This window comes from Streptomyces camelliae (assembly GCF_027625935.1).
Classification (GTDB): domain Bacteria; phylum Actinomycetota; class Actinomycetes; order Streptomycetales; family Streptomycetaceae; genus Streptomyces; species Streptomyces camelliae.
On sequence record NZ_CP115300.1, the window covers coordinates 3,824,292 to 3,846,011 of the forward strand.

At 70.5% G+C, this 21,720-nt stretch carries 25 protein-coding genes and 1 tRNA gene; 18 read left to right on the forward strand and 8 right to left on the reverse strand.

The window, feature by feature from the left end; translation table 11 throughout:
- Positions 1–83: 83 nt before the first annotated feature.
- Positions 84–1,349 (forward strand): amidohydrolase family protein, encoded by a 1,266-nt coding sequence (locus O1G22_RS17300; protein ID WP_270082161.1) that lies wholly within the window; start codon positions 84–86, stop codon positions 1,347–1,349.
- A 285-nt stretch (positions 1,350–1,634) separates the two neighbouring features.
- Positions 1,635–2,291 (forward strand): SDR family oxidoreductase, encoded by a 657-nt coding sequence (locus tag O1G22_RS17305; protein WP_270082162.1) that lies wholly within the window; start codon positions 1,635–1,637, stop codon positions 2,289–2,291.
- Between the two features lie 84 nt (positions 2,292–2,375).
- Here O1G22_RS17305 and O1G22_RS17310 read toward each other — a convergent pair whose 3' ends face one another.
- From O1G22_RS17310 to O1G22_RS17325, 4 genes are all read right to left on the reverse strand, one after another.
- Positions 2,376–2,588, reverse strand: coding sequence for a hypothetical protein (locus O1G22_RS17310; RefSeq protein WP_225100465.1), 213 nt, complete (start codon positions 2,586–2,588; stop codon positions 2,376–2,378).
- Positions 2,589–2,629: 41 nt separating this feature from the next.
- Positions 2,630–2,854, reverse strand: coding sequence for a hypothetical protein (locus tag O1G22_RS17315; RefSeq protein ID WP_031167006.1), 225 nt, complete (start codon positions 2,852–2,854; stop codon positions 2,630–2,632).
- A gap of 1,095 nt (positions 2,855–3,949) precedes the next feature.
- Positions 3,950–4,567 carry a GNAT family N-acetyltransferase gene (locus O1G22_RS17320; RefSeq protein ID WP_270082163.1) on the reverse strand — a complete coding sequence of 206 codons (618 nt, stop codon included), beginning with the start codon at positions 4,565–4,567 and terminating at the stop codon, positions 3,950–3,952.
- Entirely contained in the window at positions 4,548–5,306 is a 759-nt protein-coding gene (locus tag O1G22_RS17325) for a GntR family transcriptional regulator (protein WP_270082164.1), read from the reverse strand. The genes O1G22_RS17320 and O1G22_RS17325 overlap by 20 nt, the downstream gene beginning before the upstream one ends.
- A 720-nt stretch (positions 5,307–6,026) precedes the next feature.
- Between O1G22_RS17325 and O1G22_RS17330 the strand changes: the two genes are divergently transcribed.
- The 14 genes from O1G22_RS17330 to O1G22_RS17395 all read left to right on the forward strand — a co-directional run bounded on the left by O1G22_RS17330 (position 6,027) and on the right by O1G22_RS17395 (position 17,510).
- Positions 6,027–6,407, forward strand: coding sequence for a RapZ C-terminal domain-containing protein (locus O1G22_RS17330; RefSeq protein ID WP_270082165.1), 381 nt, complete (start codon positions 6,027–6,029; stop codon positions 6,405–6,407).
- Positions 6,408–6,517: 110 nt separating this feature from the next.
- Positions 6,518–6,778, forward strand: coding sequence for a DUF6284 family protein (locus O1G22_RS17335; protein ID WP_270082166.1), 261 nt, complete (start codon positions 6,518–6,520; stop codon positions 6,776–6,778).
- The gene (locus O1G22_RS17340) at positions 6,775–7,062 is read left to right on the forward strand and encodes a DUF6303 family protein (RefSeq protein ID WP_270082167.1); all 288 of its coding nucleotides are present in this window, start codon (positions 6,775–6,777) and stop codon (positions 7,060–7,062) included. Before O1G22_RS17335 ends, O1G22_RS17340 begins: the two co-directional genes overlap by 4 nt.
- Positions 7,059–8,066 (forward strand): DUF2637 domain-containing protein, encoded by a 1,008-nt coding sequence (locus tag O1G22_RS17345; RefSeq protein ID WP_270082168.1) that lies wholly within the window; start codon positions 7,059–7,061, stop codon positions 8,064–8,066. The genes O1G22_RS17340 and O1G22_RS17345 overlap by 4 nt, the downstream gene beginning before the upstream one ends.
- The gene (locus O1G22_RS17350) at positions 8,066–8,404 is read left to right on the forward strand and encodes an RRQRL motif-containing zinc-binding protein (protein ID WP_270082169.1); all 339 of its coding nucleotides are present in this window, start codon (positions 8,066–8,068) and stop codon (positions 8,402–8,404) included. The genes O1G22_RS17345 and O1G22_RS17350 overlap by 1 nt, the downstream gene beginning before the upstream one ends.
- A gap of 52 nt (positions 8,405–8,456) precedes the next feature.
- Positions 8,457–8,957 (forward strand): hypothetical protein, encoded by a 501-nt coding sequence (locus O1G22_RS17355; RefSeq protein WP_270082170.1) that lies wholly within the window; start codon positions 8,457–8,459, stop codon positions 8,955–8,957.
- A 19-nt stretch (positions 8,958–8,976) separates the two neighbouring features.
- Positions 8,977–9,507 carry a plasmid transfer protein TraA gene (gene traA, locus O1G22_RS17360; RefSeq protein ID WP_270082171.1) on the forward strand — a complete coding sequence of 177 codons (531 nt, stop codon included), beginning with the start codon at positions 8,977–8,979 and terminating at the stop codon, positions 9,505–9,507.
- A 57-nt stretch (positions 9,508–9,564) separates the two neighbouring features.
- Positions 9,565–11,586, forward strand: coding sequence for a plasmid transfer protein TraB (gene traB, locus O1G22_RS17365; RefSeq protein ID WP_270086444.1), 2,022 nt, complete (start codon positions 9,565–9,567; stop codon positions 11,584–11,586).
- Between the two features lie 168 nt (positions 11,587–11,754).
- Positions 11,755–12,255 carry a hypothetical protein gene (locus O1G22_RS17370; RefSeq protein ID WP_270082172.1) on the forward strand — a complete coding sequence of 167 codons (501 nt, stop codon included), beginning with the start codon at positions 11,755–11,757 and terminating at the stop codon, positions 12,253–12,255.
- 88 nt (positions 12,256–12,343) lie between these two features.
- Positions 12,344–13,084, forward strand: a complete 741-nt coding sequence (locus O1G22_RS17375) for a class I SAM-dependent methyltransferase (RefSeq protein ID WP_270082173.1) — start codon at positions 12,344–12,346, stop codon at positions 13,082–13,084.
- The gene (locus tag O1G22_RS17380) at positions 13,081–13,929 is read left to right on the forward strand and encodes a bifunctional DNA primase/polymerase (protein ID WP_270082174.1); all 849 of its coding nucleotides are present in this window, start codon (positions 13,081–13,083) and stop codon (positions 13,927–13,929) included. The genes O1G22_RS17375 and O1G22_RS17380 overlap by 4 nt, the downstream gene beginning before the upstream one ends.
- Before the next feature lie 2 nt (positions 13,930–13,931).
- Positions 13,932–15,407 carry an ATP-binding protein gene (locus O1G22_RS17385; RefSeq protein WP_270082175.1) on the forward strand — a complete coding sequence of 492 codons (1,476 nt, stop codon included), beginning with the start codon at positions 13,932–13,934 and terminating at the stop codon, positions 15,405–15,407.
- A gap of 474 nt (positions 15,408–15,881) precedes the next feature.
- Positions 15,882–16,067, forward strand: coding sequence for a helix-turn-helix transcriptional regulator (locus O1G22_RS17390; RefSeq protein WP_270082176.1), 186 nt, complete (start codon positions 15,882–15,884; stop codon positions 16,065–16,067).
- Between the two features lie 63 nt (positions 16,068–16,130).
- Complete coding sequence (locus O1G22_RS17395; protein ID WP_270082177.1) at positions 16,131–17,510, forward strand: tyrosine-type recombinase/integrase; 1,380 nt, start codon at positions 16,131–16,133, stop codon at positions 17,508–17,510.
- Between the two features lie 174 nt (positions 17,511–17,684).
- Here O1G22_RS17395 and O1G22_RS17400 read toward each other — a convergent pair.
- Positions 17,685–17,766, reverse strand: a tRNA-Tyr gene (locus O1G22_RS17400).
- Positions 17,767–17,991: 225 nt separating this feature from the next.
- On the opposite strand from O1G22_RS17400, the gene O1G22_RS17405 reads away from it, so the two are divergent.
- Complete coding sequence (locus tag O1G22_RS17405) at positions 17,992–18,480, forward strand: YajQ family cyclic di-GMP-binding protein (protein ID WP_225100467.1); 489 nt, start codon at positions 17,992–17,994, stop codon at positions 18,478–18,480.
- Between the two features lie 93 nt (positions 18,481–18,573).
- On the opposite strand, the gene O1G22_RS17410 is transcribed toward O1G22_RS17405, so the two are convergent.
- Positions 18,574–18,840 carry a GlsB/YeaQ/YmgE family stress response membrane protein gene (locus O1G22_RS17410; protein WP_270082178.1) on the reverse strand — a complete coding sequence of 89 codons (267 nt, stop codon included), beginning with the start codon at positions 18,838–18,840 and terminating at the stop codon, positions 18,574–18,576.
- Positions 18,841–18,996: 156 nt separating this feature from the next.
- Here O1G22_RS17410 and O1G22_RS17415 point away from each other — a divergent pair, with 156 nt between their 5' ends.
- On the forward strand, positions 18,997–20,262 hold the full coding sequence (locus O1G22_RS17415) for an APC family permease (protein ID WP_270082179.1): 1,266 nt from the start codon (positions 18,997–18,999) through the stop codon (positions 20,260–20,262).
- 65 nt (positions 20,263–20,327) lie between these two features.
- On the opposite strand, the gene O1G22_RS17420 is transcribed toward O1G22_RS17415, so the two are convergent.
- Positions 20,328–20,720, reverse strand: a complete 393-nt coding sequence (locus O1G22_RS17420) for a YccF domain-containing protein (protein ID WP_270082180.1) — start codon at positions 20,718–20,720, stop codon at positions 20,328–20,330.
- Positions 20,717–21,580, reverse strand: coding sequence for a zinc metalloprotease HtpX (gene htpX, locus O1G22_RS17425; protein ID WP_225100476.1), 864 nt, complete (start codon positions 21,578–21,580; stop codon positions 20,717–20,719). The genes O1G22_RS17420 and htpX overlap by 4 nt, the downstream gene beginning before the upstream one ends.
- Positions 21,581–21,720 lie beyond the last annotated feature (140 nt).

Sequence of the window (21,720 nt, forward strand, 5' to 3'; positions counted from 1 at the left end):
ACTCACTCTGCGTGATCTTGGGGGCCCGCGCCCCCGCGTCACGCGGGTCCGCCCCGAGCCCCCGGCCCCGACCCTGGAGCGCGATGCCCGACAGCCAGCCGCAGCCACATCCGCCGTCGAACTCCCCGGGCCCCTCGGGACAGCCCGACCCGGCCGCCCTGCTGCTGTGCGGGGCACGGCTCACCGACGGCCGGACCGTGGACGTACGGCTGAGCGGCGGGCGCATCGAGGCGGTGGGCACGGCGGGCAGCCTGGCACCGGGCCCGGCCCGTACGGGCACCACGCGCGTGGACCTCAGCGGCTATCTGCTCCTGCCGGCCCCGGCCGAACCGCACGCCCACGCCGACACCGCCCTGTCCGCCGAGGCGCCCGGCCCGGTGTCGTACGCGCCTGAGAACGTCCAGCGCCGGGCGACGGAGGCGGCCTTGCTGCAGCTCGGACACGGGGCGACGGCGGTACGCGCGCACGTGCGAGTGGGCGACGTCCAGGGACTCGGCGCGCTGGGCGCCGTCCTGCAGGCGCGGCGGTCGCTGCGGGGGCTCGCGGAGCTGACGACGGTGGCCACCCCGCGGCTGCTGACCGGCGTGGCGGGCGCGGACGGGCTCGCGATGCTGCGTGACGCGCTGAAGATGGGCGCCTCCGTGGTGGGCGGCTGCCCGGACCTGGACCCCGATCCCGCGGGCTATGTCGAGGCGGTCCTGGAGGTGGCCTCCGAGCACGGGTGCCCGGTGGATCTGCACACGGACGCCGCCGACCCGGCCCGGTTGTCCCGGCTCGCGGCCATGGCGGGGGGCCTGCGCCCCGGCGTGACGATCGGGCCGTGCGCCGGTCTCGGGCGCCTGCCCACCGAGAGCGCCTCGCGCGCCGCCGACCAGCTCGCGGCGGCCGGCGTCACGGTGGTGTGCCTGCCCCAGGGCGGCTGCTGCGCCGCCGAGCGCCGGGACACGCCTCCGGTACGGCTGCTGCGCTCGGCCGGGGTACGGGTGGCGGCCGGCAGCGGCGCCCTGCGGGACGTCTCCAACCCCGTCGGCCGCGGCGATCCCCTGGAAGCGGCCTACCTCCTCGCCTCCGCCCACGGCCTGCGCCCGGAGGACGCCTACGACGCCGTGAGCACCTCGGCCCGCGCGGTCCTGGGCCTGCCGGAGGTACGCGTGGAGGCGGGCTTCCCGGCCGACCTGCTGGCCGTACGCGGCACCCACCTGCCCGGCGCCCTCTCCCTCGCCTACAGCCGCATCGTGGTCCACCGGGGGCGCGTGGTCGCCCGCACCAGCGCGGTCCGGGAGTACTGCAACTCGGCGGCGGCAGCGGAGCTGGGGCTGCCCCGGCAGGGGCGGGGCGAACTGTCGTGAGGGGCGCGGGGCGCTGTGAGGGGGATGCGGGGAGCTGCGTGTGGGGGCGCGGGGAGCCGAGGGCGCTTGGATGCCTTGAAGGCCAGGGGCCGTAGAGGCCAGCGCTGTGGAGCAGTGATGGGGCGCGGGGCGCTCCGAGTGGGCACCGGGCGCGCGGTTACGAGCGCGCGCTCTGCGCTCGTTGTGCACGTCTGGCGCGGGGGCGTGGGCGCGCGCCCGGCGTGCTCCGGCCATGCCGGTCAACTCGTGCGGCGGATGCGCCCCCTCGGGCGTACGGTCGGAATCATGCGCATTGTCATCGCTGGTGGTCATGGTCAGATCGCGCTGCGGCTGGAGCGCCTGCTCTCCGCGCGCGGAGATGAGGTCGCGGGCATCATCCGCAGGTCGGAGCAGGGCGCCGACCTGCGAGCGGCCGGGGCCGAACCGGTCCTGCTCGACCTGGAGTCCGCCTCGGTCGAGGAGGTCGCGGCGCATCTGCAGGGCGCCGACGCGGCGGTCTTCGCGGCCGGCGCGGGCCCGGGCAGCGGCACGGCCCGCAAGGAGACGGTGGACAAGGGCGCGGCGGTGCTGTTCGCGGACGCGGCGGTACGCGCGCGCGTACGCCGCTTTCTGGTCGTCTCCTCGATGGGCGCGGATCCCGCGCACCAGGGCAACGACGTCTTCGACGTGTATCTGCGGGCCAAGGGCGAGGCGGACGCGTACGTGTCCCGTCAGGAGGCCCTGGACTGGACGATCCTGCGGCCCGGCTCGCTGACGGACGACGCCGGTACCGGCCAGGTCCGGCTGGAGGCGCACACCGGGCGTGGGATGGTCCCGAGGGACGACGTGGCGGCCGTACTCGCGGAGTTGGTGGACACCCCGGCGACGACCGGCCTGACGCTGGAACTCATCAGCGGGTCGCAGCCGGTGTCGGTCGCGGTGAAGTCGGTGGCCGGGAACTGAGGCGGGCCGCCGCCCGTTGAACGGTCGCGGCCCTCAACGGGCCGCGTTGCACCGCCCGCTGTCACCCCGTAAGCATCCACCACGTCAGAACAGGGGCAACTGCCCGGGAAACTCCGGCACGGCGTAGCCGTCCAACGCCTGCTGGACCGCGCCGAGTTGCGCCTGCTGCCGCGACCCGGCGCAGGAGACGAGCTCGCCGTTCTCCCGCGCCCCGGGCGGGTCGTGCCGCGCGAAACGGCCCGCCACGACGGCGATGTCGCGGCGGCACACGGGACAGGTTCTGCGTCGGGAGGACATGTCGTCAGTGTGCCCCGCGGACGAGTGCGGGGCACAGCGCCTCAGGTGCGGGTCTCGGCCTCCCAGCGGTCGGGCCCCACCCCGCGCCAGTCGATCAGGGGCGAGTCGGCCACCTGCTCCGGCTCGATCTCCAGCCCCGCGCGGCGCAGGAACTCCACCAGGTCCCGCACGCTGTGCGCCAGACCGAGGATCTCGCCGTCCACACGGACCCGGCGCCCACCGGTCGGGGACGGCAGATGCACGATGATGGGTCGCTTCCCGGCCATGGCTCCAGCATCGTCCGCCCCACCGGGACCCGCACCCGGGCCGGTCATTCCTGCATCCCCAAGCTATCGCTCATGCGTTCGATTCTAGCGAAGGGTGGCTCAGGACAACGCAAACGACGAGAGCCCGTGATCTGCTCTCACAGATCACGGGCTCTCGTTCCCGTGTGGCGGCGCCAGGATTCGAACCTGGGAAGGCTGAGCCGGCAGATTTACAGCGGGCCGGGTCCACCACTTGTGACCTGGGGGTTTGCACCCGCGCGATGCGGCTGGGGGACACCTGGGGGAAGCAGGCCTCATCATTCCGGGCCACCTCAGCGCCCAGACAGCAAAATCTACGGCTCGCCCTCGCGTCGCCCTCCACCGAGCAACTGAGTCCTGTCAACAACCAGGGCTACGACACCGGTAGCTGTTCCGATCGGAACAGCCAGAGAAGGCAGCAGGCAAACAAGCACCAGGACGGCGCCCCCTAGACCGGCAAGGCTGGCAAGCACAAGCCAACGCCGTCTCTTCCAGCGTTTCTGCGACGCCCCCTCAGACACTGAGGGCGCACCGTCGTTCGCGCCCGAAGTTAACCCCTGCGACTCAGTCGGTAGTGTCACCACTGACCTTTCTCTCCCAACGGACAAGGTCAGGGCGGCTCCCGTTGACCCGGGGGCCGCCTTTCGTCGGCCACGCCGCCCCGATACCTGCCCAGAGTGAGGCAAGCGCCGGTCGCTCCGCACCCGAGTCAGTCTTTGCTAATTTGCGAAAGCGTCATGCACCTATGGCTGCATTAGGGTGGGGTTGAGCTGGGGTTTTATCTACCCTAGCAATGCATTGCATTGCAATGCTTTTGACATTACGGCGGAAGACTTCGCAGGTCACGCGGTCACCGATGCCGCGTCCACGGAAGGCGCGACCAAGCGGGCAGCCGACCCGGTCACATCCACGCGCGCCGGACCCCATGGCCAAGTGCGCGACAACCCCCGGGACGTTGCCATCGCGTTCCGTTTCATCCACACAGAACGTTACCAATCCGTTACAAATAGCGCTTCATGCTCTCCGCGAGCCGGCGCCCCCGGTGTGCTGTAGACCCGAAGGCGCTAAACCCGCGCATCAGCCCCTCTGGTGGGGCACTCCGGGATTGGACACAGCCTCGCTCCGTTCCTCGATGATGGGGTGTACAGGCAACAGGTCGTTCGGCATGGCTAGTTCTCCCGCCTGCCGCTGAGCGAGCCACCCCGAGAGCCGATGCGCCGGCGCCTCCGTGCGGACGTGCCTGAAGCCAAGCCCCTCGTAGTAGGCGTGTAGCCCAGTGTTCGTGCGCCAAGTGTCGATGCGGACCCAGTTCCGTCCTTCCAGGGCCGCTAGGCGGGACATCCAGTCGATGACCCGCGTCCCGAGCTGCCGGCCGGACGCTTTGCGGGCGACGATGAGCTTGTAGAGGTACAGCGCTGTTTCGGGGCGGTCGGCGTCGGTCCAGAAGTCTCGGTCGACGGGGCCACGGCTCACAGTGGCCAGCACTTCGTCATGCTCGCCAACGACGACCCATGCGCGCCCCTCATCTATGCTCGCGCGCCACTTCGAGATCGCCCGGTCGCCCGTCTCCGGGTCGCTCCACTGGTCGGTGCCTTTGGCGCGTAGCCACCCTTCGGCCTCCGTGCGCAGAGCCAAGAGGGCGGGTACGTCCGCCGTTGCTGCGGGGCGGAGGAACTCAGTCCGTACTGACTTCATAGAGGATCTTGTGCCTGTCTCCGGGGAGGATGGTGACCATGCAGCGGAGGGGACGGTCGTCCGCGTCATAGCCCGTTCGGGTGTGCTCTGCGACTGGAGTAGCTGCGGGGAGGCCAAGTTGCTCCGCTTCCTGGTGAGTCGGCATACGGACTGAGATTTCGTCGACGTACTTGGCTTGCACGAGTCCTACGGACGCGAGGATGCCGCCGGGCGCGGAGACGTCTCGGGGCTCCATCAACGGGGTGCCGACCACGAGTTCCTGAGGGAAGTACGAGTCGGCGAGTGCATAGGGCCGGTTGTCTATGAACCGGATGCGCTTGCGCACCACGGCCAATCCGTCTGCGGGCAGTCCAAGGCGCTCTCGGACGTGGGGCGGGGGCACAACGATGGATACCGAGATCTCTTGGCGGGGAGCGTTTCCGTTCTCCGCGATTGCGCTCGCCCACTGGTCGCCGGCCGTCCGTCCTTCGACTGCGTTGGCGTGGCGGCTCCGGCTCTCCAGCGTCGTCCAGTTCCACACGACCGGGGGGTAGTCCTCGCGGACGTACTTGCCCTGTCCCTGTCCAGTGACGACCAAGCCTTCCTCGATCAGGAGGCGTACGCCGGCGCGGATGGTCTCTCGGCTGTAGCCGTACTGGCTCATCATCTTGGATTCGCTCGGCAGGGCCTCACCGCCTGACAGCGCGCCGGACAGGATCTGTTCGCGCAGGTCATAGGCGATTTCCTGCGCCTTCGTCATACCGCGTCGTGCCACCAAGGCATCTCCTCTACTCCGACTCCTCCGTACAAGTTAGACCAGGGGGCTTGACTCTCCAAGTAAGCCTCATGCAATCTCTTCCCAGGGCACTCCTCCAGACAAGGTGGATAGGGTGACCCGTACGGTTCGGCCGTACAAGGTGTGCCGGAGGAAAGCCCGCAGGGGTGAGTACGAAGGGAGCGCCGATTGATTGAGAACTCAACAGGGTGTCAAAGTGCGACGGGGTGAGTCCCCGTCCCCGCAACGGCCCGGGTGACGGCCGTCGGCGGCCACTTCGCGGCAGGTGAACGTGTCCTGCCCCGCGTATCGGCTCTGGAGAACAGCCCTCGGGATCATGCCTTCCTCGCGGGAGGACAACCCGTCGGATGCCACCTGGTACGCGCCGCCCTGCTGGCGTCAGAGCAGTGACGATGACGCGCCCGACGTTCCCGGCTCGGGGCCGGTATGCCGTGGCAACGGCGTGCTGGTGAAGCCGTGTCCCTGCGTTCTGCGGGAGGTCGGTGTGAGCCGACGACATACCTGGGCGCTGCCGGTCACGGACCGGCCGGCGGCGCCCGTTCAGATCCCTGGTCCGTCCTGGTTTCGCAGCGTCTGACGCTGCGGCCGGCTGCCTCTCCCGTCCGTCCGCGCCCGCTGTGAGCGGGGCCGTACGGACGGGAGCGCGGGGAGCCGGAACACCCCTTCGCCTCTTGGAGTCATCCAATGGCTGATGTCGAGATCGTTTCCTTCGGCTACCTGCACGATGCGCCGCCGTCGGCGCATCTGACGATCGACCTGCGTCACCACTTCCGTGACCCGCATGTGGCGCCTGAGCTGCGCTATCTGACCGCCATGGACGCGCCGGTACGCGCCGCCGTACTGAGCACTCCCGGCATCAACGAGTTGGTGGAGGCCACGGCCGCAGCCGTCACCGCGTTCGCCTCCGGCCCGAGTGCCGGAGTCGTGACCGTCGCCGACGGATGCGCTGGCGGCCGGCACCGTGCCCCGACCTTCGCTCTCGCGCTGGCCGAGCGGCTGACGGTCGCCGGGCACTGCGTGAGCGTGCGGCACCGCGACTTGGCCAAGGCCGTCGTGGAGCGCTGAGCAACACCCGTCGCGCTATCTGCGCGGCTTCCCGTCAGACGGCGGGCGCCCCCCGGACCGGCATCCGGAGGGCGCTGTTCGGGCCGTCCCATCCAAGGAGCAAACGACCCATGAAGATTCTCCCCCTTCCCATGCCGTCCGCGATCGACTCGGCCGAGCTGGACCAGGAGCCGACGGCCGCGGAGTTGGACGCGATCGCCGTCGAGACGCCGCTGATCGAGGCGGAGGTCGAGTTGCTGGACGTGCGGATCGCGCTGATGGACCGCACGCCGACTGAGCTGGACAAGCGGCGGCTGCGCAAGGCGCTGCACCGGGTGCTGACCGCGCGGGCGGCCCTGGCTAACCGCGCCTCCTCGGGGGAGGCGGCGTGAAGGCGTTCACGGCGCAGATGTCCGTGTTCAAGGGGCGGTGGCGCCTGTACGTCGCCCTGCTCGACGCGGGTGTCACGCCGTGGCCGGAGTTCAGCTTCGACCGGGCGGAGCCGGTGCCGACGTTCACGGAGCGCGCGGACGCACTCAGCGTGCTGGGTTTCGAGCCGCTTCCGGATGCTGAGTGGGAGTGGACGGAGTACAGCGCCGACCCCGACGACCCCGCTTCCCCGGTGACGCTGATCGCCGCCGTCCGGGTGCGCTCATGGACGGGGGTGGGCGCGTGAACGGTGTTCAGATCCGTTCAGCGGAGCGGGCGTTGTCGGTGGGCACGTGGCTGATCGTGTGCGGCGCGATGCTGTATTCGGTCCTCACGGTCACGCCGCTGATGTCCGCCCACACCCCCGAAAAGTGGGCCTGGACGGCGCCCATCCTGCCTCTGGTGGTGGATGCCGCGGTGGTGATCGTGGTCCGCCTGGATTCGGTGCTGGCCCGGTTGGGCGGGCACGGCGGGCGGTGGCCCATCACGCTGCGGTGGATGACCGGCGCCATGACCCTGGCGCTGAACACCGCCGACTCTGCGCTGAAGAAAGACCTGGTCGGCGTGGCCGTGCATGCGGTGGCTCCGCTGCTGCTGATCGTCACAGCAGAGACCGGGCTGGCCTACCGCCGCGCCATCACCGACGCCGTGACGGCGCTGGAGGAGCGGCAGCGGGCCGAGCGGGAGCGGGCCGAACAGGCCGTGCGTGAGCGCGAGGAAGCCGCCCGTCGGCAGGCCCGCGAGGAGCGCGAGCACGCCGCGATGCTGGCCCGTGAACAGCGTGAGCACGAAGCTGCCTTGGCCCGTGAACAGTCCGAGCGGGAGGAGCGGCGCTGGCGCGAGGAGCGCGAGCAGCGGACCGCTCTTGAGGCTGCGGAGCGCGAGGAGCGTGAACGCCGTGAACGCGAGCGTGAACAGCGCGAGCGGGAGCGTGAACGCGCCGAGCGGGACGCTGCCGAGCGCCGCACCCGTGAGGCTGCGGAGCGGCGCGAGCGTGAACGCCGTGAACAGGCTGAGCGTGAGGAGCGGGCCGAGCGTGAACGCGCGGCGCTGCTTCAGCGCGGCCCGGCCGCGAGCAAGCTCCCGGAGGAAGAGGCCCGCCAGATCGTGGCCGCCGCGTTCAGTGCGGAACTGTCGGTGCGGTCGGCTGCAGAGCTGTGCGGCTGGTCGGTCGGCTGGGTCTCCGCCCGCTACGCCGAACACCGTGATCCCGGTACGGGCGGGGCTGAGCTGGCCATCGCGGGCCGCTGATGGCCGCCATACCTGTCTATCCCTGGAGGCTCGCCCCTGACGGTCTGGCCACCCTGCGTCAACTGCGCGCGAAGGGGCTCAGGCCAGGCGGTCAGGAGGTGGCCGCGCAGATCGAGCGCCCGCGCCGTCGGCGCGCTCCGCTGGTGGCCTACCTCTACCGCGAGGAGCTGGCCAAGCCGGTGCGGCCGATGACGCCGGCCAAGCGGGCGGCGCTGGCCAAGGCGAACACCGCCCGCCGCACCTGCCCGCAGTGCCGCATGGACGCCGGTTACGTCATCCCTGCCTCGCTCGGGGTGTGCGTGCCGTGCGCCTACCCCGACGAGCAGGCTGCGGCCTGACCTGCACAGCGCTTCTCTTCCATCTCTCCTTCTCTGTCCAAGGAGTCTGGCTGTGTCCAGTCGTACCCGTACCCGCGGCATGAAGTCGGCCGCGGGCGTCCACACCGTCCGCCTGCCGCGTCAGCGCGGACGCCGCTCCGCTCAGCCGTTCATCGTCGTCGTCCCCGAGCAGCCCTCCCTGACCCGCGAAGCGCTCGGTTTCCTCGGGCGGATGCTGTGGCGCTTCCGGGGCGCGCTCGCCCCGACCGGCTTCGCCCTGCTCGCGTTCGTCGGGACCGCGGTCCTGCACGCGATTGCCTGGTGGTCCGGCCTGATCCTGGCCGTCGTCGCTGCCGGTCCGGGGATGTGGCTGGGGTCCGTGCAGTACCGCCGGCCGAGCAAGGGCAGCACGCTGCGGCTGCGGATCGCCACCGCCGTGGGCGCCACGTTCGTTCTCGGCTGGGTCGCCCTGGCCGCCGGGTTCGGCCCGCTCGCGGGTCCGCTGGCCCAGGTCTGGCTCACGGGGCTGATCGTCGCGCAGTGCGCCTGGTTCTTCGTCCGCCGCTCGCTCTGACCCGAAGGGAATCCGCCTGATGGCTTCCACCTCTGCTACTCCCGGCGCCGGGGCCAACGGCTCCCAGACCAAGGCCAACACGAAGAACTTCGGCGCGTCGTTCGCGCCCGGCTTCACCATCAACGTCAACGCCAACAAGACCAACAACGGCGTTCCCGCGAGGAGGGGAGGCGCGGACGGGCCGAGCAGCAGCGCGGGTGCGTTGCTGCCGGAGGCGGACTTCTCCGCCCCGGCGAAGGTTCGCAACTACTGCAACACCCTGCGGGCCGCGGCCGTGACGCTCTCGATCGAGGTTGCGATGGGTGCGGAGATCCTCAACGGCGTGTTGGCCGCGGTCCCTGACCCGGAGGGGCGCGCGTTCGGCTCCCGGGCCCGCGCGCGGAAGGTGTCTCGCAAGATGCAGAAGTCCGCTGACGCGCTGCGGGATGCGGCCAAGAACGCTGCGGCCTGCTACTCGGCCTTTCAGCAGGAGTTCGAGGAAGAGATCAACCGTGTCCGTCACCGTGCCCGCCGGCCGCAGCAGCCGGTCATGAACTGGGCTGAGCAGTAAGGAGGTTGGACCATGGTCCGTGGACAGAACCGGGTGGCCGCGTACTATCCGGACGGCATGGCCGGCTACCTGGCGCAGCAGCAGGGCGGACCGGACGGCGCGAGCATCGGTGCCTACCTGCTGCATCGTGCCAAGCCCCATCTGCCGCCGTGGCTCGCGTGGGCGGGCACCGGCGTGGCCGGGGCGCTGGGGAACTGGCGGTGGGCCGACAGCGCCGCCGCCGGCGTCGGCCTCACCCTCGCCTCCGTCGCCCTGACCGGGGTCACGTGGTGGGCGGGGAAGGCGACCAGCCAGCAGCGGCGCCTGCACTCGGCCATCACCGTGGCCGCCGGCTCCGCCTGGCTGACCGCAGCCTGCCTGGCCGGTCCCGCAGCGCACCCGGTCGGTGACCTGTACCTGATGGGCGGCCCGGCGCTCGCCCTGTCGTGGAACATCCGCATGGTTCTGCGACAGAACACCGACGCCACCGGCGAGGGCACCGACAAGGGCCTGCTGGAGAAGGTCGGTCTGGCCCGCGCGCAGCTCGGGGCGGCCAAGGTGGAGCCGAACCGGGTCACCGCCTCGCTCGCGGTGGAGGCCGGCGAGCAGACCAACGACGACGTGACCAAGAGCCTTGGGCGGATCGCGTCCGCCCTGGACCTGCCCACGTCCGCCGTCCGCTACAACCCCGACCCTTCCTCCAGCCGCCGCGGCGAGTTGGTCATCGTCCCGGAGGACATGCTGGCTGAGGTGGTGGAGTGGGAGGGGCCGTCGAACCTGGGCGGCTCGATCGCCGAACCCCTGGTCATCGGCCGCTACGACGACGGCGCCCCGCTCGTGATGTGGCTGCCCGGTGACCCGGAGGCGGGCCGCAACTCCACCCATGGCCTGATCGCGGGCGGTACCGGTTCCGGCAAGGGCGACACCGCCCAGAACCTCCTGACGGAGATCCTGTCCCGCCGGGACGTCATCGTGTGGCTCTCCGACCCCAAGGCCTTCCAGGACTTCCGCCCGCTGCTGCCCGGCCTGGACTGGGCAGCGGAGGGCGGGACGCCGACGGAAGTCCTGGTGGCCGCCGTCGAAGCGGCGATCCCGGCCCGCACGCGGTGGCTGGGTGCCCACGGCTACCGCCAGTGGGTACCGGAGGCTGCGGAGCAGCAGACCAGCGGCAAGCACACCTGCCGTCCCGACGGCCGGCCGTGTGGCTGCCCCGGGATGCCGTTCCTGGTCGCCTGGTTCGAGGAGGCCGCGAACACCCTGCGCCGGATGGGCGACGACGCGTTCACCGGCATCGCGCAGGAGGCCCGGTCGGCGGGTGTCTCGCTGATCGTCTCGCTCCAGCGGCCCTCCTACGACCAGATGTCCACCTCCACCCGGGCTTCCCTTCCGTCCGTCATCGCGCTGGGCTGTGACCCGCGCGATGAGGGGTTCGTGCTGCCGGATGAGGTTCTGGCTGCGGGGGCGCACCCGGGGGCGTGGGGCAACCGGCGGCCCGGCTACTGCTACGTCGTCTCCCCCGGCATCCCCGAGGACCGGTACGCCTCCCCGGGCCGTACCTGCCGCTTCACCCACCGGGCCGTGCCGGTCATGGAGCTGCTTGCCCAGTGGGCGCAGCGCAACGGCGCCACCGCCGACCCTGTCACCGCCGGCGCCGCCTCCAGCGTCGCCGGCCGCGCCTACACCGGCCGCACCGCGACCGGCACCGAGCAGCCCGCGCCACTGCACGCGGTCAAGGACGAGGAGGACGACGCCATGGCGGACAACCGCCTGCTGGTGGACCCCGAGGACGCCGACATCGACCCCGAAGCCGAACTCCCCGACGCGGAGCAGGGCGACGACACCCCGATCTTCGGACAAGAGACCGGCCGCAAGCCGTCCCCCGAGGAGGCCCGCCGTCTGTTCGCTCAGGCGCTGGAGGAGTTCGAGCAGGAGGGGCGGATGATCGTCGGGCCGGTCGACTTCAAGAACTGGTGCGAGCGCAACAACCTCTCCCGCCCGTGGGTCTCCGCTCAGCTCAAGGAGGCCTACCAGGAGGGCCGCCTGGAGGCCACGAACCAGACCGGCCGGTGGCGCATCATCCCCGCCCTGACGGCCGCCTGACACCTGACACCGTCACGCCCTCCTGACACCCAAGCCCCTAGGCAAACCCGGTGTCAGAAACGCCTGACGCCCCCCGCCTGACACCCCTGACACCCGCCTGACACCCACGCGCGGGCCCGCCCACGCACGCCCGCGTGCGGGCCCGCGCCTCACCCGCAGGAGCGCGTCATGACTCACCCCGAGCACGCCCCCGACCCCATCCGCGCCGACCCCCGCCTCACCGACGCCGAAGCCGCCGCCGAAGCACGCCGGATCATCGAAGACGCCTACCGGCCCGCGCCGACGACCCCCACCGCCTACCGGGACACCAGCCCGCTGCCCGCGTACGGCAGCGCGCTCCCGGTCCCGCAGCCGGGCTTACCGCCCATGTCACAGCGGGCCACCGACGCGAGCCGCCTCATGCTCACCGCCGGCCTGGCCACCGTGCCCCCGGGTCTGATCGCTATCGGCCTGCTCATCGCTTCCCGGCACGCCGATCCCACCGTCATCGCGCTGCTCCTCGGTGCTCCGGCCGTGCCCATCCTCGCTCTCACCCGGCTCCTGCGGCGGGCCAAGGACGCGATGCCGCCGGAGATCCACAACCACTACACCGGCCCCGTCTACCAGGACCAACGCAACCTCCACACCACCACCCGCGGCGTGTGGGCCAAAACCACCAACCAGCAGTAGCTACGCCAAGGGCGGCCCCTCCGTCTCGCCAAAGTCGCGGGGCCGCCCTTGTTCCACCCATCCAACCGAACAGTGGAGGTCACCCAGCATGACCCATCCGACCGACATCGGGCGAGTGCTCGCCCTGCCCGGACCCTTCCGGGTACTGGACGCCTACTCGTGCATCGGCGGCGCCACCGAGGGCTACCGCCGCGCCTTCCCCGGCTGCCACATCACCGGCGTCGACAAGGAACCGCAGCCGGACTACCGGGGCGACGCCTTCCACCAGGGCGACGCGATCGAGTTTATCCGCGCCCACGGACACGAATTCGACTTCATCCACACCTCACCCCCGTGCCAGGGAGAGGGCGCCCCGACCAAGGGCACCAACGCCGCCCGCAACGCGACGATCGGCCGGACCTACCCCCGGCTCATCGCCCCCACGCGGGCCGCACTGGAGGCGACCGGCCGGCCATACGTGATCGAGAACGTGGCCGGCTCCGAGGTCCGCAAGGACGTCCGCCTGTGCGGGGAACAGTTCGGGCTTGCGGTGCTGATGCACCGCTACTTCGAACTCGGCCGCTGGACCACCGCCCGACCGGCCCACCCCCGCCACCGGGGCCGCGTGCGCGGGTGGCGCCACGGCGAGTACCACGACGGCCCCTACGTCGCCGCGTACGGCCATGGCGGGGGCAAGGCCACCGTGGAGGAGATCCGGGCCGCGAAGGGCATCGACTGGTCCACCGACCATCTCCGTCTGCGTGAGGCGCTGCCCCCGGCCTACACCGAGTGGATCGGCCGGGCCTTCCTCGCCGGACACGCCACGGCCGGCCTGGAGGTGGCCGCGTGAGCGCCACGAACAGCCACCTGCGCACCGCGCTCCACCTCGCGGCGGCTGGCGTCCCGGTACTGCCGCTGCGGGCAGGGAAGGTGCCGTTCGGCAACTGCCGCACGTGCGCTCAGAATGCGTGTGGTGGCCGGCCGAACATGAAGAACCCGGGCTCCTGTGCCTGCCCGAAGCCCTGCCACGCATGGGCCGCCGCCACCACCGACCCCCACGTCATCACCTCGTCGGCGTGGGCACGGGCGTGGCGCGATGCGGCAGCGGTGGCCTACCACCCCGGCGGCGCCGGCCTCACCGTCGTGGACCTCGACAACCCGGCCGCCGTCGCCTGGGCAAGCCGAACCCTGCCGTCCACCCAGATTGTGGCCACCACGCGCGGAGAGCACTGGATCTACCAAGGCGCCATGCGCTCCGTGAACGCCGTCCGGGACGGTGTCGACATCAAGTCCACGATGTCCTACGCCCGGTGGCTCGGCCACGGCACCGGCACCATCACGGCGCTGCCGGAGGTCGTGCGTGCGCTGGCTGTGAAGGAGACCTCCCCGAACCGGCCGGCGCCACATGCTGCCACCGTGCCCGCAGGCGCCGGGGAAGGGGCGTGCCGCCACCGCACGCCCTCCTACCTGGAACGTGGCATCGCCATGGCCGAGCAGCGCATCACCGAGGCTCGCAGCGCTGTCCACGCCACCGTCTACCGCACCTTCCTCGCTGTGCTGTCCGCTCACGGCCGGTGCGGCTGCCTCTCCGAGGCGCACGTCGCGCGACTGTTCACCGCCGCTCAGGCCAAGGGCGAATCGCCCCGGCACTGCACCGACGCGTGGATCAACGCCCGCACCAGGTTGGGACTGTGACCATGGCTGACGACGAGCAGAATCCCGCTCGCAAGGTCATCACCGACTACGCGCAGGCTCACTTCCGCTACTTCCGCACCGCCGACGGGACCGTGTACGCGCAGAGGAACGGCCACCCCGTTGCCCGCCCGATCCGCTCCCAGGGCACGACGGGCAGCCACCGCCAGGAACTCATGGTCGGTCTGTTCAGGGACGGACTCGGCGTGTTCAACGGCACCGCGCTCAAGGAGGCGTTGGATCTGATCGAAGCCCTCGCACTGACGGAGGACGTGCAGCCCGTTCACATCCGCGTTGCGCCCGGATTCGACGGCGCAACGTGGCTGGACCTGGGCCGCACCGACGGACAGTCCGTCCGCATCCACCCCACCGGCTGGGACATCGCCGTCCCCGACCCGCGTGAGGTGTGCTGGCGACGCACCCAACTCACCGGCGAACTCCCCCTGCCCGCCAGGGACACTGACGGCAAGGGCATCGACCTCCTGCTACGGCTGTGCAACTTCGCCAACGCCGAGACCGAATGCCTGGCCATCGCCTGGCTCATCGGCTGCCTCGGGCCATCCGTACCCGTCCCCGCTCCCTTCCTCACCGGCCCTCAGGGCGCCGGCAAGTCCACCGGCGGGCGCATGCTCGTGAGGGTCATCGAAGGGATGACCGGTGACCTGCGCAGGGCCCCGAAGGACGAGGAGAACCTGATCGCAGCAGTGGCGGCCGGCTGGGTCACTGCCCTGGACAACCTCTCCCACATGACCCCGGACCTGTCCGACGCCATGTGCTGCATCGTCACCGGAGCCGAAAACGTCAAGCGCGCCCTCTTCACCGACGGGGACGTGTTCCGCGCCCGCTACCGCCGCCCCCTGCTCCTGACCGGTATCGACGTGGGAGTCATCCGCCCCGACCTCGCGGAACGGCTCCTCCCCCTGCGCCTGGAACGGCCAAAGGTCCGGCGAACCGAGGCTGAACTCTGGACGGAGTACGCGGAGGTTCTGCCCGTCGTACTCGGCTCCCTCCTGGACCTCACGGTCAAGGTCCGCGCGGTTGAGGCGGAGACCCCCACCGACCTGCGCATGGCAGACTTCGCGCACCTGTGCGCACAGCTCGACGTGGCAACCGGCCTGGGGGCGCTCACCGCTTACCGGGCCAGCCTGGACGATCTCAACGACGACGTCATTGAGGGTGACCTCCTGGCGCAGACCGTGCTCACGCATGCCGCCAGCCTGGATGCGGGTGCAGAGCAGCGCATGACGTCCACTGAGTGGCTGCACTGCCTCAGCCGCCTCTACACCGGCGAGGACTTCCGCCCCCTGCCCAAGGGCTGGCCCACTACCGGCAAGGTCCTCTCCGACCGCCTCAAGCGACTTCAACCCACCCTCGCGGCACGTGGCGTCCTCATCGACTCGGGCCGCACCAAGGAGGGCCGCTACATCGAGATGAGCCGCCCGCCGGCCCTGCCCCCACACGAGCAGGGGCAGGCGTTCTGACCGGTTGCCCCCGAACAAGCAAGAAGAGCACCACCGTCCAGGCGTGCTCCTCTTGCTGTTCGGCGCAACGCGCCGCCCGATGGACGCGCCGCGCAGCGGCTCCTTCTTCACGCCCTGAGCCGCGCCGCACCACCACAGACCCCCCTCTTTTTCCTAAGTGGGGAACGCTGCGTCACCTGCGTCACCAGGGCCCGGAAAACGGTGGGTGACCTGCGCATACAGCGGTGACGCAGACGGCCTCTGGCTGCGTCACCCCGCGTCACCTGCGTCACCGATGACGGACAGCCTGCGTCACCGATGACGCACCCCCAACGCCCTGCGTCACCCAAAAACCGCAGGTCAGACGCGCGAATGACGCAGATGACGCGGGTGACGCAGAAATCCGCACCTCGGACACACGCGGGCTCCCGACAAACCCAACGTTCGAAGATCCCGCCGCTTACCCAAAGATCGAAGCCTCGAAGGAGTCGCACCGTGGCACGCCCCAAGATGCTCAAGCTCCCCGAAGTCCTCGAAGAGATCGAGATGAGCCGCGCCGCCTTCTACCGGATGCGCGCTCGCGGCAAGGCCCCCAAGCTCATCAAGCTGCCCAACGGCCATATCCGTTGCCGTCGCAGTGACCTGGATGCGTGGTGGGCCGAGCACGAGACCGCAGCCTGACTTTCTCCCGCACCCACACGAGACACGAGGGGCCCGCTTGAAGCGGGCCCCTCTGGAGTTTGCATGTCGCTGACCTACGACGTTCGCCTGTACTCCATCGAGATCCGCAAGGACCGCCCCAAGCCGTACCGTCTCCGTTGGCTGGTCGGGGCGAACAAGCACTCCAAGAGTTACACCCTCAAGGTTCAGGCGGAGGGGCGCCGCTCGGAACTCATGTCCGCCATTCGGCGCGGCGACCAGTTCGACGAGGAGACGGGGCTTCCTGTCTCCGAGCTGCGTGCGAAGCAGGGTTCCATCACCTGGTACGAGCACTGCCGTGCGTACGTTGATCGTAAGTGGGCGCTGGCCCCGGCGAAGTCGCGGAAGAACTACGCGGATGCGCTGGCCACCATCACGCCGGCGCTCGTGAAGACGAGGGCGGGCATGCCCGATGCTGCGCTCATGCGGCGTGCGCTCTACGGCTGGGCGTTCAACCGGAACCGCTGGAACGAGACCCCACCGGACGACGTTGCCCGCGCCCTGGCTTGGATCGGTACGCATTCGATGCCGGTGTCTGCGCTGGAAGACCCCGCAACGGTACGTCTCGCCCTTGATGCCCTGGCTCTGCGGATCGACGGCAAGTCGGCGTCACCGCGCACGGCGAAGCGCAAGCGGGCGTGTCTGAGCGATGTTCTCGGGCTGGCGGTGGAAGAGCAGTACTTCTCGCTCCCGGTCAATCCGCTCACAGCCGTGAAGTGGACCGCTCCGAAGTCCGTGGAGGAGGTGGACCCCGAAAGCGTTGCGAACCCCCGCCAGGTGCGCGCGCTGCTGGCGGGGGTGCGTGAGCAGGGGACCCGTGGACGTCACCTGGAAGCGTTCTTCGGGTGCCTGTACTACGCGGCCATGCGCCCCGCCGAAGCGGCCGGACTGCGCGCGAGTCAGTGTCACCTCCCTGAGACCGGGTGGGGCATGCTCACTCTGCGACAGGGCATTGTTCGGGCCGGCCGGAGCTGGACGGACGACGGGTCGGCTCACGAGACGCGCCACCTGAAAGCTCGGGCCAAGAAGGACTCCCGTCCGGTACCCATCCCGCCGCACTTCGTCCGCATGCTGCGGGAGCACATCGCCACGCACGGCACGGCGCCTGATGGCCGGCTCTTCCGGACCAACCGCAACGGTCTCCTACAGGAGACCGGCTACGGGGAGGTGTGGGCGAAGGCCCGCCGCGACGTGCTGAGCGAGGCAGAGACGGCCTCACTGCTGGCCCGTCGCCCCTACGACCTTCGACACGCCGGGGTGTCGTTCTGGCTCAGTTCTGGAGTGGACGCCATGGAGTGCGCCCGTCGCGCCGGGCACAGCATCGCGGTACTGCACAAGGTGTACGCCAAGGTGCTGGATCAGACGCGGGAGCGGGCAAACAGCCGGATCGATGCAGCCCTGCGGGAGTGGAACGAGCCGGAGTGATCATCCTCTCCCCTGGGGGACGCCTGGGGGACACGCACTGACTGACGTCGGGATACGGGTGGTACGGGGTGAGACACGTCCGCGCTTCGTCCACGGCGAATCGAACGGGTGCCGACAACGAGAAACCCCCTCTGATCAGGTAATTAACCTGATCAGAGGGGGTTTCCCTCCGTGTGGCGGCGCCAGGATTCGAACCTGGGAAGGCTGAGCCGGCAGATTTACAGTCTGCTCCCTTTGGCCGCTCGGGCACACCGCCGGGTAGTGCTGCCTTCGAACCCGCTTTCGGCGGTGCTCCCCGGCAACGACGTAAACAATACCCGATGCAGAGGGGTGCTTCGCCACCCGGTTGATCTCCACCTGCCGGCTCCCGGGGTGGCTAGGCTGGTGCGGATGCGGCCCGGTGTCATGCCGGGCCCGGCGGCCGCCGCCGCGCACGCCGGCACGCACCCGATTCGCACCCCGATACAAGGAGCCACAGGACATGGCCGACTCCAGTTTCGACATCGTCTCGAAGGTCGAGCGGCAGGAGGTCGACAACGCCCTCAACCAGACCGCCAAGGAGATCTCGCAGCGCTACGACTTCAAGGGCGTGGGCGCCTCGATCTCGTGGTCCGGCGACAAGATCGAGATGCGGGCGAACTCCGAGGACCGGGTGAAGGCTGTCCTCGACGTCTTCCAGTCCAAGCTGATCAAGCGCGGCATCTCGCTCAAGGCGCTGGACGCGGACGAGCCCCAGCTGTCCGGCAAGGAGTACAAGATCTCCGCGTCGCTCCAGGAGGGCATCTCCCAGGACAACGCGAAGAAGGTGGCGAAGATCATTCGCGACGAGGGCCCGAAGGGCGTGAAGGCCCAGGTCCAGGGCGACGAGCTGCGCGTCAGCTCCAAGAGCCGCGACGACCTGCAGGCCGTGATCGCGCTGCTGAAGGGCAAGGACTTCGACTTCGCGCTGCAGTTCGTCAACTACCGGTAGAAAATTGGCACAGGCGCGGAAGAGCGGGTCGTCCGGTGCCGGGCGGCCCGCCCTTCCGCGCCTCTGCGCTCCCGCCGTGCCCCCGAGCGGCGCTCAGTCGCGTGAGTTGCCGAACAGGATGCGGTAGACGATCAGCAGCACCAGGGAGCCGCCGATGGCCGCGGCCCAGGTGGCGCCGTCGTAGAAGTTCCTGGTGATCGGGTGGTGCATCCAGCGGGCCGAGATCCAGCCGCCGATGAATGCCCCCGCGATGCCGATGAGGGTCGTACCGATGAAGCCGCCGGGGTCACGTCCCGGCAGGAGGACCTTGGCGATGACTCCGGCCACCAGGCCCAGGATGATCCAACCGATGATGCTCATGCCGTGAACCTGCCCTTCCGAGCTGTCTTCGCACTGTCCGCCTGCTGAGGATCCGGTGAGGACCCGCTGTCGACGCGCGCGTGTTCGTGCTCCGGTGATGAAGAGGACGTCACAGGGCCACCACCTGGTTGCGGGGCGGTCAGTAGGGTGCGGCGCATGACACCTACGGACACCGGCCTGCGACGCACGCTGGGGGTGCGGGACGCCGTCGTCGTCGGCCTCGGCTCGATGGTCGGCGCCGGCGTCTTCTCGGCCCTGGGACCGGCCGCGCGCGCGGCCGGGTCGGGACTGCTGCCCGGACTGGCGCTCGCGGCCGTCGTGGCCTACTGCAACGCCATGTCCTCGGCCCGGCTCGCCGCCCGCTATCCGGCCTCCGGCGGGACGTACGTGTACGGGCGGGAGCGTCTGGGTGCCTTCTGGGGATATCTCGCCGGCTGGGCGTTCGTGGTCGGCAAGACGGCCTCCTGCGCGGCCATGGCGCTCACGGTCGGCGCGTACGTCTGGCCGGAGCAGGCGCACGCGGTGGCCGTCGCGGCCGTGGTGGCGCTGACGGCCGTGAACTACGGCGGGATCCAGAAGTCGGCGTGGCTGACGCGGGTGATCGTGGCCGTCGTTCTCGCCGTCCTCGCGGCCGTGGTCGTCGTGTGCCTCGCCTCCGGACGGGCCGACACCGGCCGACTGGACATCGGGCTGTCGTCCGGGGCGGGCGGCGTGCTTCAGGCGGCCGGGCTGCTGTTCTTCGCATTCGCCGGATACGCGCGGATCGCGACCCTCGGCGAGGAGGTACGGGATCCGGCGCGCACGATCCCGCGCGCCATCCCGCTCGCCCTGGGCATCACACTCGTGGTGTACGCGTGCGTGGCCGTCGCGGCGCTCTCGGTCCTCGGTGCGGACCGGCTCGGGCACGCGACCGCCCCGCTGGCCGACGCGGTGCGGGCGGCCGGGGCGCCGGGGCTCGTGCCCGTGGTGCGCGCGGGGGCGGCGGTGGCAGCGCTGGGCTCGCTGCTCGCGCTGATCCTCGGCGTGTCCCGTACGACGCTCGCCATGGCCCGGGACGGCCATCTGCCCAGGTCACTGGCAGCCGTGCATCCCCGCTTCCACGTGCCGCACCGGGCGGAGCCGGCCGTGGGCGCGGTGGTCGCCGTACTCGCCGCCACGGCGGACGTGCGCGGCGCGATCGGCTTCTCGTCCTTCGGCGTGCTGGCCTACTACGCCGTCGCCAACGCCTCCGCGTGGACGCTGAGTCCGGCCCCACTGTCCCGCGTGGTGCCCGTGCTGGGCCTGCTGGGCTGCGCCACGCTGGCGTTCGCCCTGCCCGCCGTCTCAGTGGCAACGGGAGCGGGCGTGCTCGCGCTGGGCGTGGCCGTCTACGGCGTACGACGGTGGTGGGCGGGCCGGCACGTGGACCGGCGCGGCGCGTGACGCACCCTCAGGGCGCCGGCGACTGCCCCTGACGTGCGCACCCACGCAGTGGTCCGGCGGTCCGCTCAGCGGGTCGCGAACGGCTGGTCCGTGGGGACGATCTCGCGGCCCAGCGGCAGCAGGGAGACCGGGATCAGCTTGAAGTTGGCGATGCCGAACGGGATGCCGATGATCGTGATGCACAGGGCGATGCCGGTGACGATGTGGGCGATCGCCAGCCACCAGCCGGCCAGGATCAGCCACAGGACGTTGCCGATGCAGGAAGGGGCGCCCGCGTCGCGGCGCTCGACCGTGGTGTACCCGAAAGGCCACAGGGCGTAGAGGCCGATGCGAAATGCGGCGATCCCGAACGGGATGCCGATGATGGTGATGCACAGCAGGACGCCGGCGAACAGGTAGCCGAGGAACAGCCAGAAGCCGCTCAGGACGAGCCAAATGATGTTCAGGATGGTCTTCATCGGATGCGTCCTGCCATCTTCTCCAGTCGGGCGATACGGTCCGCCATCGGCGGGTGCGTGGAGAACATCTTGGTCAGTCCCTGGCCCGCGCGGAAGGGGTTCGCGATCATCATGTGGCTGGCGGTCTCGATGCGGGGCTCGGGTGGCAGCGGGAGTTGCTGGGTGCCGATCTCCAGCTTGCGCAGGGCGCCGGCGAGGGCCAGCGGGTCGCCGGTGAGCTGAGCGCCGGAGGCGTCCGCCTCGTACTCGCGGGAGCGGCTGATGGCCAGCTGGATGAGGGTGGCGGCGAGCGGGCCGAGGATCATGATCAGGAGCATGCCGAGCAGGCCGGGGCCGTCGTCGTCGTCCGAGCGGCCGACCGGGATCAGCCAGGCGAAGTTCACCAGGAACATGATCACCGAGGCGAGGGCGCCGGCGACCGAGGAGATGAGGATGTCCCGGTTGTAGACATGGCTCAGTTCGTGCCCGATCACGCCGCGCAGCTCGCGCTCGTCCAGCAGGCGCAGGATGCCCTCGGTGCAGCACACGGCCGCGTTGCGTGGGTTGCGGCCCGTGGCGAATGCGTTGGGGGCCTCCGTCGGCGAGATGTACAGGCGGGGCATGGGCTGGCGGGCCTGCGTGGACAGCTCGCGGACCATCCGGTAGAGCGCGGGGGCCTCGAACTCGCTGACGGGGCGTGCGCGCATCGCGCGAAGGGCCAGCTTGTCGCTGTTCCAGTACGCGTACGCGTTCGTGCCCAGAGCGATCAGAACGGCGACGATCAGTCCCGTGCGGCCGAAGAAGCTGCCGATGACGATGATGAGTGCGGACAGTCCCCCGAGGAGTACTGCGGTCCTGAGCCCGTTGTGCCGGCGGTGCACCGTACGCCCTCCAAATCGCGCGGGTGGGGAACACTTCGGGTCCAGTGGACCCTCCCGCTTGTGACAACGCCAGGCGGCGGTCACGAGTTCCCTGTGCCTGCGCGGGCGCCGCTCCGCTGTACGGGTGACGCGCGGCTTCG